We start from the raw sequence: 15,197 nt of genomic DNA, 5'->3' as shown, positions 1-15,197 counted from the left end.
GCAACCGGCTGATACTTCTGATCTTATTGCGACGTCAGGTTCGCCTTGAGCCCCGCCGAGACCGGCACAAGGCCCACCTGATTTGCGCGATCCTGCACCCCCCAGAGCAGCAGGGCCGAAATCGTGTCCGCGCGCAAACGTCCCAGCATGATAACAGCGCCTTCCTGCCGCGCCCGAAAGGCCGCTTGATCAAGAAAGCGGCGAATGGCGCGTGGGGTTTGCCCTGCCCCGTCAAAATCGCGGAACACCACACCCGAAGGCATGCCATCGCGCAGCGCCAGTTTCTGCACCGTATTCAAGCCACTGTTCTGGGTCACCATGCCGTAGCCAGCACTGTCCAATACGGCCACCACCTGATCCGCCAAGGGACGATTGCCCTGAAACCCGGTTTCGACGCCTTCCAGGATCCCAACCGCTTGCGGCAGCTTCTTCATCCAGACGGGCAAGGCGGTTTCAGCATCCTGTGGCGCCGCCTCACGCGGAAGATCGGCGAGGATCAGCACCTCAAACCCGGCTGCGCGGCGGGCCTGCATTTTCTCAACCGCGCGTGGATCGTCGGGGGAAATCGCAAAGGTCAGCGGATAGGGGAACTCTGCCAGGGCCTCGGCACCGATTGCCGCCGCATCATCGATCAAGATGATCGACATCAAGGGGCGATCCCCCAGCGCGGCATAGGGCTCTGCGTTGATCTCAAACGGGGTTGGTGACGCTGCGGTCGCATCCTCTGCCTGCTCTTGCGTGTCATCACCGGCGATCAGCGTCGGCGTGCTGCTACGTTCTGTCAACGGCACCACCGGGGTGCCGATACCTGGGCTAGCCTCCGTGTCGATACCCGTGTCAGTGCCAGTGCCAGTGCCGGGCTCGGCAGCTGCTGCTTGCTCCGGGTCGGTACCGGCTTCTGACGCGGCCCCTTCGGCAGAGGTTGCCCCATCTGGGACCACCTCTTGCACGACAGGTTCGGCGGTCTTCTGCGCTGTTGTGGACTGACCAAGGTTTGGCCGGGCCGTTGGCTGCGGGGCCTGGCCCATGTCCGGCAGCGTAATCTCAGGCAGAACCGGCGACGCAGAGGTTGCAGCCGGCGCGCCCTGCCCGCTGGCGAGGTTGTCCTGGGGCGCGGCCTCATCCGGCGAGGGCGCTACCTGAACGACCTCTGGTGCAGCCGCCTCGGCCTCGGGCTCCGCCGTATCGAGAGCTGCGGGGGGGACTTGCTCCTTCAGGGGGGGCTCTGGCAGGGCCGCGGTCTCGGTTGAAACCTCCGGGCGATCGTCCTGACCCGGCGCATCTGGCACACTGCCACTGGCCTGGCCTGTGGGGGCCGCGCCCGGGGCCTGTGGCAGGCTTACAACCGTCCCAGAGGGCGCAGTATTCCCCGCCGATGCGCCATCGGGAATCGTCACCTCAGGTCGGCTGCCAGGGTCCGTATCAAGCACCGCAATCGGGCTGCTATCCGCGCCATCAAGACCCTGTGGGCTGCTTGGCGCGACCTCGACCAGATCAGCATCGCGCTGCTCTGGGGGCTGAGGGGCGGTGTCCTGCCCGCTCACCGGCTGTGCGGCTTGGTTCGGGGTTGTTGTTTCGACCTCGACCTGCAGCGGCAGCGGCACGGAAAGCGACCACATCGCAGCCCCCGCAACTGCAACCACTGCGCCAATGCTGACCCCTCCGAGAAACCCTTTCATTGCCGTCCTGCCTCTCATCACCTGTTTCCACCCTGACATCTCGTGGTGGTTTTCATTCTATGGCCAAGCTAGAGGCCAAAACTCTACTGGCCAACATTAGACTGGCCCCATTCCGCCCAGCACAGACTGGCGCAGCAAATAGCCCCGCCAGGCCACGACCCCATGGTCGGATTCCATATCTTCGACGCCATGCCGCGCAGCAATTGACCCTCGCGCCCTTGACGCTGCCGCGCAAGCCTGAACATGTATACAGCAACCACTATACTGCGGCGCGGCCCCCGCCCGCCACCCATAAAAGAGCCCGCCAAGATGCTGCTGCTAATCGACAACTACGATTCCTTTACCTACAATCTGGTGCACTATTTGGGTGAACTGGGCTGCGAGATGCAGGTGCATCGCAATGACGCGCTGACCGTGCAGGATGCCATGGCGCTCAAACCCAAGGGCATTCTGCTCTCGCCTGGGCCCAAGGCACCTGAACAGGCTGGCATATGCCTCGCGCTGACACAGGCAGCGGCAGAGACCGGCACACCGCTTTTGGGGGTTTGCCTTGGCCATCAGACCATCGGCCAGGCCTTTGGTGGCAAGGTGGTGCGCTGCCACGAAATCGTACATGGCAAGATGGGGCAGATGCAGCACAGCAATACCGGGCTGTTTGCCGGGTTGCCCAGCCCCTTTGCGGCGACGCGCTATCATTCACTGGTGGTGGATCGTGACAGCCTGCCGGACTGCCTGGCAATCACCGCCGAACTGGAAGACGGAACCATCATGGGGCTGCAACACCGCAGCCTGCCTATCCATGGCGTCCAGTTCCACCCCGAATCCATTGCATCCGAACATGGCCATGCCCTGCTAAAAAACTTTCTTGACGACATGCAAAAGGTGCCCGCATGAGCGATCCGATGAAGCCCCTGCTGAATGCAGTTGCCGACCGCCCCCTGAGCCGCAGCGAAGCCGAGCAGGCCTTTACCCTTCTGTTTGAAGGCGAAGCGACACCCAGCCAGATTGGCGGGCTTCTGATGGCCCTGCGCACCCGTGGCGAAACGGTCGATGAATATACCGCCGCTGCCACGGTGATGCGGGCCAAATGCAATACTGTCGCCGCCCCGGCAGGCGCGATGGATATCGTCGGCACTGGCGGCGACGGCAAGCATACGCTGAATATTTCAACCGCCACCGCCTTTGTCACCGCAGGCGCAGGGGTTGTGGTGGCAAAACACGGCAACCGCAACCTGTCGTCGCGCTCGGGCACTGCGGATGTACAGACGCAGATGGGCATCAATGTCATGGTGCCCCCTGCGGTTGTTGAACGCGCCCTCGCACAGTGCGGCATTGCCTTCATGATGGCGCCCATGCACCATCCGGCCGTGGCCCATGTGATGCCCACCCGCCAGGAACTTGGTACAAGAACGATATTTAACATATTGGGACCATTGACAAACCCTGCAGGCGTCACGCGACAGTTGACCGGCGCCTTTAGCCGAGATCTGATCCGCCCGATGGCCGAAACCCTGGGCCAGCTCGGATCTGAACGCGCCTGGTTGGTGCATGGATCTGACGGCACGGACGAGTTGACCATCACCGGCATCAGCTGGGTCTCGGCGCTGGAGGAAGACGGCCAGATCCGCGACTTCGAACTGCACCCTGAAGAGGCCGGGCTGCCTGTGCATCCCTTTGAGGCAATTGTCGGCGGCAGCCCAGCGGATAACGCGACCGCCTTTCGTTCCCTGCTCGACGGGGATCAAGGTGCCTACCGCGATGCTGTCTTGCTCAACTCTGCTGCCGCATTGGTGGTGGCCAATGCAGCCGGGTCGCTGACAGAAGGCGTTGAAATGGCGCGGCACAGCATTGATTCCGGTGCGGCAAAATCCAAGCTGGCAGCGCTTGCCGAAATCACCACGTCAGCCGGATGACCCTGCCCCCAGCGCGCATAGCTGACGGCGGCAAGCCACAGGCAGACACGGCCAGTTTGAACGATACCTCTGCCATCGGCGACTGGGCCGATCTGGCGTTTTTCGACCAAGACTGGCCAGCTATCCGGGCGCAGATCGCAACTGATCAGCGCCAGATCCTGCCACCTTCGCCGCAGCGTTTTGCCGCCCTGGCCCTGACCCAAGCGGCGCAAACGCGGGTGGTGATCCTTGGCCAGGACCCCTATCCAACCCCCGGCCACGCCAATGGGTTGGCCTTTTCAACCGCGCCTGACGTCACCCCGCTACCGCGCTCTCTTTCAAATATATTCAAAGAGTTACAAGACGACATTGGCGTATACCCTGCCACCGGGGATTTGCAAGGCTGGGCCCGTGAGGGGGTTTTGTTGCTGAACACAGCACTTTCTGTACCGGCGGGTGAGGCCAACGGCCACAAGCATCTCGGCTGGGAGAAGCTGGCGCAGCAGGCGATTGCAAAGACTTCAATTGTGCCGACCGCCTATGTATTGTGGGGTAAACAAGCGCAAAGGCTTGAAAAACATATCCATCCGGGCGATCACTTGGTCTTGAAAAGCGCCCATCCCTCACCGCTCTCCGCGCATCGCGGTTTTTTTGGCTCGCGGCCCTTTTCGGCGATAAACACTTGGCTTGTTGCCCGTGGGTCCGAGCCGATAAATTGGGCAGGCTAGTCGACCTGCCGAAATGCTGGCCTGATGGCAAACCGGACCGAATGCGACATACAATGATAAACACTAAGACCGAAAGGCAGGGACATGGCTGAAAATGTGCTGGACAAGATCAAAGCCTACAAGCTGGAAGAAATAGCTGCCGACAAGGCCGCCAAGCCACTGTCCGCGCTTGAGGCCGAAGCCCGCGACGCCTCTGCACCACGCGGCTTTGCCAAGGCTCTGTCCGCGGCATCACGCGATGGCTATGGGCTCATCGCTGAAATAAAGAAAGCAAGCCCTTCCAAAGGCTTGATCCGGGAAGATTTTGCCCCAGCGGCGCTGGCAGAGGCCTACGAACAGGGGGGTGCCGCCTGCCTGTCCGTGCTGACCGATACGCCCAGTTTCCAAGGCGCAAAATCCTTTTTGGTGGAAGCCCGCGAGGCCTGCGCCCTGCCCGCCCTGCGCAAGGATTTCATGTATGATACCTATCAGGTCGCCGAGGCCCGTGCCCTTGGCGCTGATTGCATCCTGATCATCTTGGCCTCTGTCACCGACAACCAGGCGGCAGAACTGGAAGACTGCGCCATGGGCTGGGGCATGGACGTGCTGCTTGAAGTTCACGATGAAGCAGAGCTGGAGCGCGCCTCGCTGCTGAAATCGCCCTTGATGGGCATCAATAACCGCAATCTCAAAACCTTTGAGACGACATTGGACACCACCCGGCAGCTGTCGCGGCTGGTCCCTGCCGGGCGCACCATCATCTGTGAAAGCGGCCTGTCAACACCGCAAGATCTGGCCGATATGGCCCGTTACGGTGCCCGTAGTTTTCTGATTGGTGAATCGTTGATGCGGCAGGATGACGTGGCCCAGGCCACCCGCAACCTGCTTGCCACCCCCCTAACCCCCGGAGCACTGTAGGTATGGCGCTAACCCATTTCGACGGGAAGGGAGATGCCCATATGGTGGATGTCTCTGATAAAGCTGTTACTGCGCGCATTGCGACAGCAACGGGCGAGATCAGCATGGCGCCCGAAACCTTTGAAATCATTTCACAAGGCAAGGCAAAAAAGGGCGATGTGCTCAGTGTCGCCAGGCTCGCCGGTATTATGGGAGCAAAAAAAACCCCTGAACTGATCCCCCTGTGTCACCCCCTGCCGATCACCAAGGTTGCAGTTGAATTAACCCTGGATCCCGCCCTGCCTGGTGTGCAGGTCACCGCCACTGTCAAAACAACCGGCCAAACTGGTGTAGAGATGGAGGCGCTCACGGCTGTATCCATCGCCTGTCTGACGATCTATGACATGGCAAAGGCCGTGGATAAGGCGATGCAAATTGGCGGCATCCGTGTTGTTCTTAAAGACGGTGGAAAATCAGGTCTGTACGAGGCATAGATGATTTCAGTTTCCGAGGCCCACGCGGCCCTATTGGATCTTTGCGCGACACTAGAGATCGAAGATGTCCCCCTGAGTCAGGCGGCAAACCGGGTCCTGGCGCAGGACGTCCACGCCCGCCGCGACCAGCCGCCCTTTTCCGCCTCGGCCATGGACGGCTATGCCGTAAAGGCCGAAGAGGTGGAATTACACGCGATGTTCCAGGTGGTCGGAGAAGCCGCTGCAGGACATCGATATGACGCGCCACTCAAGCCCGGTCAGGCGGTCAGAATTTTCACCGGCGCGCCGCTGCCCGTCGGCGCAAATTTTGTTGTTATTCAAGAGGATGTCAGCCGAAAAAAAGACCTGATCACCATCGTCAACCAACCTGGGCCCTCTGACAATATTCGCCCTAGAGCTGGCGACTTTTGTAGTGGTCAGTGCCTTACGGCCCCGCGGATTTTGCGGCCTGCAGATGTTGCTCTCTTGGCGGCCATGAACATCCCCAACATTCCGGTCCGCCGTCGCCCCGTTGTTGCCCTTATTTCTACGGGCGATGAATTGGTCATGCCAGGGGAAACCCCGGGCCCGGATCAAATCATCGCCTCTAATACCTTTGGGCTAAAGGCGATGCTCGAAAGTTTTGGTGCCGACGCGCGTATCCTTCCTATCGCACAAGACAATATCGCCTCCCTGCGCACTGCTTTCTCTCTGACCGCAGGCGCTGACCTGATTGTCACAATTGGCGGTGCCTCGGTTGGTGACCATGATCTTGTCGCAAGAGTTGCCGCCGACCTTGGCATGGAGCGCGCATTTTACAAGGTTGCTATGCGTCCGGGCAAACCGCTTATGGCCGGGCGGCTGCAGGGCACTCCGATGGTTGGATTGCCTGGAAACCCTGTATCCGCAATGGTTTGCGGTCATGTCTTTCTACAACCGATGATCCGCCAAATGTGCGGGCTACCGGCCCAGCTCTGCCAAATTTCGATGGCCCGGCTGTCTCATCCCACCAAAGGGAACGGCCCGCGCCAACACTATATGCGCGCCACCGTTTCCAACGGCGAAATCACCGTGGCAGACAACCAGGACAGCGCGCTGCTCACGGTGCTATCAGCAGCCAATGCGCTTCTAATTCTCCCACCGCATGAACCCGCCCATGACGCCGGTGACACGGTGCAATACCTACCGCTCTGAACTCAAAACAGTCCGCCCCGTTTGTCGGAATAGTTTAAGCAACTGCCTTTTTACAATTGGACCTCCATTTTCCAGGCCTGCCTTTTCGCTTCGCCAGAAGAGATATTATTATTCGCTTATAGAACAAAAAATGAACAAGCGGAGTAAAACTCTCATAAAAACCTCAAAGCATGCTTGAAGCATTGACACAAAACGGGAACATGAGTAGAACAAATGCCAATTACGGGTTGAAAGGGGCAGTCATGCTGACAAAGAAGCAGTTGGATCTATTGAACTTCATTCATCGTCGCCTGCAGAAGGACGGTGTTCCCCCTAGTTTTGATGAAATGAAAGTTGCGTTGGATCTTCGCTCCAAATCGGGGATCCATCGGCTTATCACAGCCCTCGAGGAACGCGGCTTTATTCGTCGCCTTGCCCACCGAGCCCGGGCCATCGAAATCCTGCGCCTACCTGAGAATATGAGCCCTCCTCCCATGTCCTCTCCACCACCGAAGAGCAGCGTCGCCACGCCTTCCCCGGGACCACTGCGGGAGACGCGCCAATCGACGGCGCAGCCGGTCGCCACCGCGCAGGAGATCCCTGTCATGGGCCGCATCGCGGCAGGTGTTCCAATCGAAGCAATCAATCAAATCAGCCATCAAATTGCAATTCCGCAAACCATGCTATCTTCGAATGGCAAGCACTACGCATTGGAGGTTCGCGGCGATTCCATGATCAATGCAGGCATCAATGATGGCGACACCGTTGTGATCCGCGAAACGAATACAGCTGATGATGGCGACATTGTCGTCGCCTTGGTGGCCGATGAAGAAGCCACCCTAAAAAGACTGTTCCGCAGGAATGGCCTTGTCGTGCTGGAGGCTGAAAACCCAGCATATGAAGCGCGCAGCTATTCTGAAGATCAGGTCAAGGTTCAGGGACGTTTGGTCGGTTTGATCCGCAGCTACTAGTGGTTTTGCCCATGGCGAATGGCAAGGACGAGGCCTTCACCTTCTCCAAGGACGGGACCAGGGGCGGTTTCCTGCAACGTCACGGGCTGAAACAAGGATGCCATCAGAACCTATTTTGATGCTTCCACTGCGCTGCAACAGGGCAGGAGTGAGAATTCGACAGGGCCCTCGCAAGTCCAAGGCGACATTGGTCACCACAAGATCTGCTGCGGAACACTCTGTTTGAGCGCGCGCCTGCCTTTTGCCAACAACATGGGTCAGGCTGAAACCCAGGATCTTTATTCTGCGCAGGCCACCTGCCTTTGGGGGGGCTGGCTCTGGCACCGAGGGGGCGGATAGAGAGGATGCACTCCAGCGTGCCGCTGCCTGTGCTTGTTCACTCAGGTCTCCATCTGCGGCCAACCATGACCTGGCTACATATCCTTTCGCCGCCTTGCGCGACACCGCCCGTCCAGCAGGGGTCAAGACTCCAACCAGGCCGCCATCAGATGAGATCAAGACAACCGGTCTGCTGCTGCCTGCCCATCCCCCTAGGGAGAGCAGAATGACAGGAATCCCACACCAACGCAGCCGCCCTCCCTGCCAGAGCAGCGGGATCAGTGCCCCAAGGGAAAAGACAGGCAAGACCCAGCTATTTGGCGATGGGACGCCACTTTGGGCATTGGGAAAGCCCGATACCCAAGTCGCCACCCATAGTATCCAACGCAGCCCCCGCTCTAACAGCCAAAACCCGACCTCTTCCAGACCAAATGGCGCAAGACAGAGGGACAGCACCGCCGACGGAACAACCACAGCCCCCATGACGGGCACCGCCAGAACATTCGCCACCACCCCATAGTGAGACAGAGTATTGAAGTGCGCCGCGCCAAAGGGGGCGGTTGCGAGGCCTGCAACTGCAGAGGAAATCACGACTGTGAAGACCGGGCGCAGCCAGGTCGGCCCCAGCTTCCAGGGCTGCAACCGGATCCATCCAAAGACCGCCACCAATGCGGTCGTGGCGGCAAAGCTCATCTGGAAACCTGGGCTCAGCAGGGTTTCAGGTCGGCGCAAAAGCACCAGAATCGCGGCCACCGCAACCGCCCGCAAGGACAGGGCCCGCCGATCCAGCAAGACCGCACAGAGCAGGACCGAAACCATGATAAAGGCCCGTTCTGTTGAAACATTTCCGCCGGAGATACCGAGATAGACCATTGCCGTGACCAGCGCTGCACCGGCGGAAATTTTCTTGACATTCCAACGCAGCGCAAAGGGTGGGCAAAGGCAAAGGCCGAACCTGAGAAAGGCAAAGACAAACCCGGACAACAGCCCCATATGTAGTCCGGAAATCGCCAAGAGATGCGCAAGGTTACTTGCGCGCAGCGCCGTAGTGACCTGCTGCGTCACGCCGCTGCGGTCCCCGGCAATGATCGCTGCGGCAAACCCACTGATCGCAGGATCCAAACGATGCTGCACCAGCTGCGACAGGTTCTGACGGAACCGTTGCAGCGCCAGGCCGGACTGCGGTGGCATCACGGTCAGAACGGGATTGCGGGTGTAACCATTGGCCCCAAGTTGTAAAAACCAGGCATGGCGTCGGTAGTCAAACCCGCCTGGTTCACTGGGGCCCTGCGGCGGCATCAGATGCCCGGTGGTGGCAACCCGCGCGCCAATCAGCGGCGTTCTTTGCGTCGGCCCAACGGACAGGCGTACCCGTTCAGGTGTTTTGGCCGGTGCGACCCGCACAAGGCGCACCTGATCCAGCGTCATCCGAAGCGCCCCACTGCCCGAACGATCCAGGGCAATCACACGCCCCTCGATCGGGCCAAAATAGCGAAAGCTCAGAATGGGGGCAGAAACCTGATAGCTGCGCGAGGCGGTGATGCAAAATCCCAGTCCGGCCAGAAATATGGCCATTGCCAGCATCCCGCGTATATCGCTTTTGCGGATAAAAAACAGCGCCACGATCATAGTCAGAAAAAGAGAGCCAAAGATCAGCGCGTCTGGGTCACGTTTCAGACAAAAGAAGCTGCCAATGCCCAGCCCGATGCAGACAGGCCCCCAGGCCAACAGATGGCCACGCTGCGCCTGCAGTGCATGATCGGCACCCCGCAAGAGCCGCATGGTTGCTCCAAGCCACGCGGCCCGGTACATAGGCGGAAAATCTCGCTCATATTTGGTTTCCAAAGGTAGATCACCTCATGTCCAAACCGGTCGTCACCCGATTCGCCCCCTCTCCTACAGGCTATTTGCACATTGGTGGTGCGCGCACCGCCTTGTTTAACTGGCTTTTTGCGCGCGGGCGGGGTGGGAAATTCCTGCTGCGCATCGAAGACACTGATCGCGCCCGCTCCACTCCAGAGGCCACCGCCGCCATTTTGCAGGGCATGGCCTGGTTGGGCCTGGATCATGATGGCGAGATTGTCAGCCAATTTGCAGGTGCCAGTCGCCACGCAGAGGTCGCACAGCAGCTCTTGGCTGCGGGCAAGGCCTACAAGTGTTTTGCCAGTCAGGAAGAGATCGCAGCCTTCCGCGAGGCGGCAAAGGCTGAAGGCAAATCAACGCTTTACCGCTCTCCTTGGCGCGACGCGGATGCCGCCAGCCATCCGGATGCGCCCTTTGTGATCCGCATCAAGGCACCAACCACGGGCACCACGGTGATTCACGACCAGGTGCAGGGTGATGTTACCATTCAAAACGACCAGCTGGATGATATGATTCTTCTCCGCTCGGATGGAACGCCGGTCTACATGCTGGCGGTTGTGGTTGATGACCACGATATGGGCGTCACCCATGTCATTCGCGGTGATGACCACCTGAACAATGCCGCGCGCCAGATGATGATCTATGATGCCATGGGCTGGGAGGTTCCTATCTGGGCCCATATTCCGCTTATTCATGGGCCCGATGGAAAAAAACTGTCCAAACGGCATGGGGCGCTTGGCGCGCAGGAATATCAGGCCATGGGTTATAGCGCGGCTGGCATGCGCAATTACCTGGCCCGCCTGGGCTGGAGCCACGGCGACGACGAATTCTTCAGCGACGCGCAGGCGAAAGAATGGTTCGGCCTGGAAGCAATCGGCAAAAGCCCGGCACGTTTTGACACCAAGAAGCTGGAAAACCTGTCTGGCCAGCATATTGCTGTTAGCGATGACGCCGCATTGCGGCAAGAAATACAATCCTACCTGCAGGCGGCTGGCAAACCACCGCTAGATGACGTAAAGTCAGCAAATCTTGAACGGGCAATGTATTGTCTGAAAGATCGGGCGCGTACCTTCCCGGACCTTCTTGAAAAAGCACATTTTGTTCTGGTTTCGCGACCGATTGAACCCGATGCAAAAGCGGCTAAGGCATTGGCATCTGTATCCGACGGTATACTGTCTCAATTGACGCCGCAGCTGCAAAGTGCTAGCTGGACGCGTGACGATCTTGAGGCGCTTCTCAATCAGTTTGCAGAAGCCCATGACACCAAGTTCGGCAAACTGGCCGCCCCCCTACGGGCCGTGCTGGCCGGCCGTGCCGTAACACCGTCGGTGTTTGATATGATGCTGATCCTGGGCCGCGAAGAAACCTTGGCCCGGCTCAATGACGCCACAGGCGAATCCTGCCCTTAACCGGTCAGAAAGCCTGTTCCGCTAACACCTCACCTGCGCGCGCTGCGCGCAGGTACTGCCTGCACCCAGCCCGGAACATACTTCCGGGTTTTTGTGCCTGATACAGGAAGGAACATCTATGACCGAGACACAGAAGACCGCAAAGCTCAGCCTGAATGGCCAAGACTATGAGCTTCCCATTTTCTCGCCGACCGCTGGGCCTGATGTTCTGGACATTCGTAAACTCTACGCCCAAGCCGGCGTTTTTACATATGATCCGGGTTTCACCTCGACCGCCAGCTGCGACAGCACCATCACCTTCATCGATGGTGGCAAGGGTGAATTGCTGCACCGTGGCTATCCCATCGACCAGCTTGCCTCGCAATCGCACTATCTGGAAGTCTGCTATCTGCTTCTTTACGGTGAGCTGCCAACTGCGACACAACTGGAAGATTTTGAAGCGCGTGTGACCCGTCACACCATGGTGCATGAACAGATGCACAACTTCTTCCGTGGGTTCCGCCGCGATGCGCATCCAATGGCAACGCTGGTTGGTGTTGTCGGCGCGATGTCTGCCTTCTACCACGATTCCACTGATATTTCTGATCCCTGGCAGCGCGAAGTTGCCTCGATCCGCCTGATTGCGAAGCTGCCGACAATTGCGGCCATGGCCTATAAATACTCTATCGGCCAGCCATTTGTGTATCCGCGCAACGATCTGGACTACGCTGCCAACTTCCTGCACATGTGCTTCTCGGTTCCGGCCGAAGAATACAACGTGAACCCGATCCTGAGCCGCGCAATGGACCGGATTTTCACCCTGCACGCCGATCACGAACAAAACGCCTCTACTTCGACTGTGCGTCTGGCCTCTTCTTCTGGTGCAAATCCCTTTGCCTGTATCGCAGCCGGCATTGCCTGCCTTTGGGGTCCGGCCCATGGCGGCGCCAACCAGGCCTGCCTGGAAATGCTGAAAGAGATCGGTACGGTTGACCGCATTCCCGAATTCATCGCCCGCGCCAAGGATAAGGATGATCCTTTCCGCCTGATGGGTTTTGGTCACCGGGTATATAAGAACACCGATCCACGCGCCACCGTGCTGAAGCAATCCGCCGATGAGGTGCTTGAACTGCTGGGTGTGGAAGACAACCCACTGCTGCAGGTCGCCAAAGAGCTGGAACAGACCGCACTGAATGATCCCTATTTCAAGGAAAAGAAACTTTTCCCGAATGTGGATTTCTATTCCGGCATTATTCTGGAAGCCATGGGTTTCCCGACCTCGATGTTCACGCCGATCTTCGCGCTGTCGCGCACCGTTGGCTGGATCTCGCAGTGGAAAGAAATGATCGCAGATCCACAAAACAAAATTGGCCGCCCACGTCAGCTCTATCTGGGGCAGACCACGCGCGACTATGTCGATATCGAAAACCGCTAATCTGCGGCGCGACAGATAAACAGATGCAAAGCCTCGCCTTCTCGGCGGGGCTTTCTTGTTTCATCGGGGCCGTTCGTCCCCGTCCCCCTGGGCAGTCCAAGCACCATATCGGTGCGTCCCGGCGCGCTGGGGATTAGCCTTGGATAAAAGACAATTTGCGTCGAATGGCGGGATTGTTCAAATCAAATCGATTTTTCAACTCAAATTGAAATCAATTTCCCTATTATTCGCGCAAAGATTGCAGTAATTTTTATGAAATATTTATATTTTCTGGGGGAATTTTCATGTTGTGGATGGCTCTGTTGGGGGTTGGCCTCATTGCAGGCGTTGCCTTCATTATTGATGATGATGATGACGACAACATTTCAAGCGATACTGACGGCGGTTCGGACACCAGTGGTGGTGGAGATACCGGTGGTGGAGATACTGGCGGCGGTGACGACACAGGCGGTACCGACACAGGCGGCGGCGATAGCATCGATCCCTTCACCGGTGCCAGCGGTGACGACGAAATTGTCGGAGACGAAACTGACAACACCATTCTTGGCAAAAACGGCACCGATAACCTAGACGGTGGCGACGGCGATGACCGGGTCTTTGGCGACGGCGGTCATGACACAGTCCAGGGGGGCGCAGGCGATGACAGCGTCTTTGGTGGCCATGGCAATGATCTGGTCATGGGCGGCGAGGACGACGACCAAAGCCGTGGCGGTCGTGACGATGACGTACTGATTGACGCCACCGGCACTGATACATTGCACGGCGACGGAGGCAATGACGTGATTGTCGCCAGCGGCACCATGGACGCCACTGCCGAGGCTGAATTTCTGGCCAATCCAGAGCCTGACAACGGCATTGCCAACCTGCTCGACCAACTGCAAATCGACTTCTCAGACGATAGCGATACCGAAGGGGACCATGTCTTTGGCGGTTCCGGGGATGATACGGTCATCTTTGGTGTGAACGATACGGTCACCGGTGGCAGCGGCGCTGACACACTGCTGACGGCCTCTTGGCTGGAAGGCGGTGACGCCGCAACTGTCACCGATTTCACCCCGGATGAAGATCGTTTGATCTACGCCTATGATCCCGCAGACGGCGAGCCAGACCTGTCGATGGAGATGGTAGAAAATGACGACGGAACCTCGGATGCAGTGATCTCGGCCAATGGCGCCGTGGTGATACGGGTTGAAGACCAGGATGACTCGTTTGATCTGGCCGAACATCTACTGCTGGTGAACGGCGTCCGAAGCGCGTAACCCGCGTTGGGTTTGCCCTGAAGGCACCAAGAGTTGTGATTTCCCCGTGCCGGACCTGCCAGTCCGGTGCGGGTTTTTCTATTTGCGACAGGTCATGAAAAAACCGACGGGATCAGACCCGTCGGTTTCATGCCGTCTCGTTCCGTCCTTGTGCCGCGCGCCTGATATGCAATGTGCCCTCAGCGCTTGTCGCCTTCACGCGACGGGCCTGCCTGCTTGATTTCGCAAGTGTGCCAGATGCGCAAGACCGATCACCGGTCTTGCGCAATATGTTCTAGCGCCCTTCGAACTTGGCCGGGCGTTTTTCCAGAAAGGCTGTAACACCTTCGTTGAAATCGCGGGTCTTGCCGCATTCACCCTGCAGATGTGCCTCTTGCGACAGCTGTTCAGACAGAGAGTTACCATAGCTGTCGCGGATCGCCGTTTTGATGGCGCCAAAGGCCTTGGTCGGGCCATTCGCCAGATAGGCGGCGCGGGCGCGCCAATGGGCATCAAAATCCTCGTCTGGGATGGCTTCCCAGATCATGCCCCAATCACTGGCCTGTTTGGCCGAGATCTTATCGGCAAATAGTGCCGCGCCCATGGCCTTGGCCAGGCCCATCTGGCGTGGCAGGAACCAGGTGCCCCCTGCATCCGGCATCAGGCCGATCCGCGCAAAAGCCTGCAGAAAATAGGCGCTCTCTGTCGCGATGACCACATCCGCCGCCAGCGCCAGATTGGCCCCAGCCCCGGCCACCGGACCGTTGATCACCGACAGGGTGGGCACCGGGCAATCGTAGATCGCCTCCAACATCGGGGTGTATTCGTCGCGCAGGGTGCGCTCCAGATCCAGATCGCTATTGCCAGAGGCATCGCTCAGATCCTGGCCCGAACAAAAGGCGGTGCCAGCCCCGGTCAGAACAATGGCGCGGGCCTCCTCGGCAGCGCGCTTCATCGCATGGGTGATTTCGGCCCGCATCTGGCCGGTCAGGGCGTTCATCTTGGTCGGACGGTTCAGGGTGACAATCGCCAGACCATCGTCAAGCCGGTAGAGAATTTCCTTGTAGTCCATCACAGCCTCATTTCTATGCAGTTGGTCACAGGGCCAAGTTGGCCATCCTGGCCATAACCCTGCCGCAATGCGCAGGAACCGCAAGTCCGGA

The 15,197-nt window shown here is 58.8% G+C and carries 13 protein-coding genes; 10 read left to right on the top strand and 3 right to left on the bottom strand.

The window, feature by feature from the left end:
- Positions 1–23: 23 nt before the first annotated feature.
- On the bottom strand, positions 24–1,679 hold the full coding sequence (locus ACN0VH_RS01845; RefSeq protein WP_417699297.1) for a divergent polysaccharide deacteylase family protein: 1,656 nt from the start codon (positions 1,677–1,679) through the stop codon (positions 24–26).
- 309 nt (positions 1,680–1,988) lie between these two features.
- On the opposite strand from ACN0VH_RS01845, the gene ACN0VH_RS01840 reads away from it, so the two are divergent.
- The 7 genes from ACN0VH_RS01840 to lexA all read left to right on the top strand — a co-directional run bounded on the left by ACN0VH_RS01840 (position 1,989) and on the right by lexA (position 7,792).
- On the top strand, positions 1,989–2,573 hold the full coding sequence (locus tag ACN0VH_RS01840) for an anthranilate synthase component II (RefSeq protein ID WP_278921563.1): 585 nt from the start codon (positions 1,989–1,991) through the stop codon (positions 2,571–2,573).
- Positions 2,570–3,592 carry an anthranilate phosphoribosyltransferase gene (gene trpD, locus ACN0VH_RS01835; protein ID WP_278921562.1) on the top strand — a complete coding sequence of 341 codons (1,023 nt, stop codon included), beginning with the start codon at positions 2,570–2,572 and terminating at the stop codon, positions 3,590–3,592. The genes ACN0VH_RS01840 and trpD overlap by 4 nt, the downstream gene beginning before the upstream one ends.
- Positions 3,589–4,299, top strand: coding sequence for a uracil-DNA glycosylase (locus ACN0VH_RS01830; protein WP_417699295.1), 711 nt, complete (start codon positions 3,589–3,591; stop codon positions 4,297–4,299). The genes trpD and ACN0VH_RS01830 overlap by 4 nt, the downstream gene beginning before the upstream one ends.
- 84 nt (positions 4,300–4,383) lie before the next feature.
- Entirely contained in the window at positions 4,384–5,196 is an 813-nt protein-coding gene (trpC, locus tag ACN0VH_RS01825) for an indole-3-glycerol phosphate synthase TrpC (protein WP_417699294.1), read from the top strand.
- A gap of 2 nt (positions 5,197–5,198) precedes the next feature.
- Positions 5,199–5,669, top strand: a complete 471-nt coding sequence (gene moaC, locus ACN0VH_RS01820) for a cyclic pyranopterin monophosphate synthase MoaC (protein ID WP_278921559.1) — start codon at positions 5,199–5,201, stop codon at positions 5,667–5,669.
- A complete protein-coding gene (locus ACN0VH_RS01815) occupies positions 5,670–6,842 on the top strand; it encodes a molybdopterin molybdotransferase MoeA (protein ID WP_417699292.1) in 1,173 nt (390 codons plus the stop codon).
- A 242-nt stretch (positions 6,843–7,084) separates the two neighbouring features.
- A complete protein-coding gene (lexA, locus tag ACN0VH_RS01810; protein ID WP_278921557.1) occupies positions 7,085–7,792 on the top strand; it encodes a transcriptional repressor LexA in 708 nt (235 codons plus the stop codon).
- A 36-nt stretch (positions 7,793–7,828) separates the two neighbouring features.
- On the opposite strand, the gene ACN0VH_RS01805 is transcribed toward lexA, so the two are convergent.
- Positions 7,829–9,892, bottom strand: coding sequence for a ComEC/Rec2 family competence protein (locus tag ACN0VH_RS01805; RefSeq protein ID WP_417699291.1), 2,064 nt, complete (start codon positions 9,890–9,892; stop codon positions 7,829–7,831).
- A gap of 77 nt (positions 9,893–9,969) precedes the next feature.
- Between ACN0VH_RS01805 and gltX the strand changes: the two genes are divergently transcribed.
- The 3 genes from gltX to ACN0VH_RS01790 all read left to right on the top strand — a co-directional run bounded on the left by gltX (position 9,970) and on the right by ACN0VH_RS01790 (position 14,055).
- Positions 9,970–11,382: a glutamate--tRNA ligase gene (gene gltX / locus ACN0VH_RS01800; RefSeq protein ID WP_278921555.1), complete on the top strand. Its 1,413-nt coding sequence runs from the start codon at positions 9,970–9,972 to the stop codon at positions 11,380–11,382.
- 118 nt (positions 11,383–11,500) lie between these two features.
- A complete protein-coding gene (gene gltA, locus ACN0VH_RS01795; RefSeq protein WP_278921554.1) occupies positions 11,501–12,796 on the top strand; it encodes a citrate synthase in 1,296 nt (431 codons plus the stop codon).
- Positions 12,797–13,080: 284 nt separating this feature from the next.
- Positions 13,081–14,055, top strand: a complete 975-nt coding sequence (locus tag ACN0VH_RS01790) for a calcium-binding protein (RefSeq protein ID WP_417699290.1) — start codon at positions 13,081–13,083, stop codon at positions 14,053–14,055.
- A gap of 274 nt (positions 14,056–14,329) precedes the next feature.
- Here the strand turns inward: ACN0VH_RS01790 and ACN0VH_RS01785 are convergent, their stop codons facing one another.
- Entirely contained in the window at positions 14,330–15,106 is a 777-nt protein-coding gene (locus tag ACN0VH_RS01785; RefSeq protein ID WP_278921552.1) for an enoyl-CoA hydratase-related protein, read from the bottom strand.
- Positions 15,107–15,197: the final 91 nt, after the last annotated feature.

The sequence above is a fragment of the Pseudophaeobacter sp. genome (assembly GCF_048267565.1).
GTDB classification, from domain to species: Bacteria; Pseudomonadota; Alphaproteobacteria; order Rhodobacterales; family Rhodobacteraceae; genus Pseudophaeobacter; species Pseudophaeobacter profundi.
Note: the sequence above shows the minus strand (reverse complement) of the source record. Positions and strands in the feature narration are given on the sequence as shown.

Bases quoted from the DNA above. Each gene is read 5' to 3' on its own strand.
- ACN0VH_RS01845 (WP_417699297.1), bottom strand. From the start codon at position 1,679: ATGAAAGGGTTTCTCGGAGGGGTCAGCATTGGCGCAGTGGTTGCAGTT.
- ACN0VH_RS01840 (WP_278921563.1), top strand. From the start codon at position 1,989: ATGCTGCTGCTAATCGACAACTACGATTCCTTTACCTACAATCTGGTG.
- trpD (WP_278921562.1), top strand. From the start codon at position 2,570: ATGAGCGATCCGATGAAGCCCCTGCTGAATGCAGTTGCCGACCGCCCC.
- ACN0VH_RS01830 (WP_417699295.1), top strand. From the start codon at position 3,589: ATGACCCTGCCCCCAGCGCGCATAGCTGACGGCGGCAAGCCACAGGCA.
- trpC (WP_417699294.1), top strand. From the start codon at position 4,384: ATGGCTGAAAATGTGCTGGACAAGATCAAAGCCTACAAGCTGGAAGAA.
- moaC (WP_278921559.1), top strand. From the start codon at position 5,199: ATGGCGCTAACCCATTTCGACGGGAAGGGAGATGCCCATATGGTGGAT.
- ACN0VH_RS01815 (WP_417699292.1), top strand. From the start codon at position 5,670: ATGATTTCAGTTTCCGAGGCCCACGCGGCCCTATTGGATCTTTGCGCG.
- lexA (WP_278921557.1), top strand. From the start codon at position 7,085: ATGCTGACAAAGAAGCAGTTGGATCTATTGAACTTCATTCATCGTCGC.
- ACN0VH_RS01805 (WP_417699291.1), bottom strand. From the start codon at position 9,892: ATGCGGCTCTTGCGGGGTGCCGATCATGCACTGCAGGCGCAGCGTGGC.
- gltX (WP_278921555.1), top strand. From the start codon at position 9,970: ATGTCCAAACCGGTCGTCACCCGATTCGCCCCCTCTCCTACAGGCTAT.
- gltA (WP_278921554.1), top strand. From the start codon at position 11,501: ATGACCGAGACACAGAAGACCGCAAAGCTCAGCCTGAATGGCCAAGAC.
- ACN0VH_RS01790 (WP_417699290.1), top strand. From the start codon at position 13,081: ATGTTGTGGATGGCTCTGTTGGGGGTTGGCCTCATTGCAGGCGTTGCC.
- ACN0VH_RS01785 (WP_278921552.1), bottom strand. From the start codon at position 15,106: ATGGACTACAAGGAAATTCTCTACCGGCTTGACGATGGTCTGGCGATT.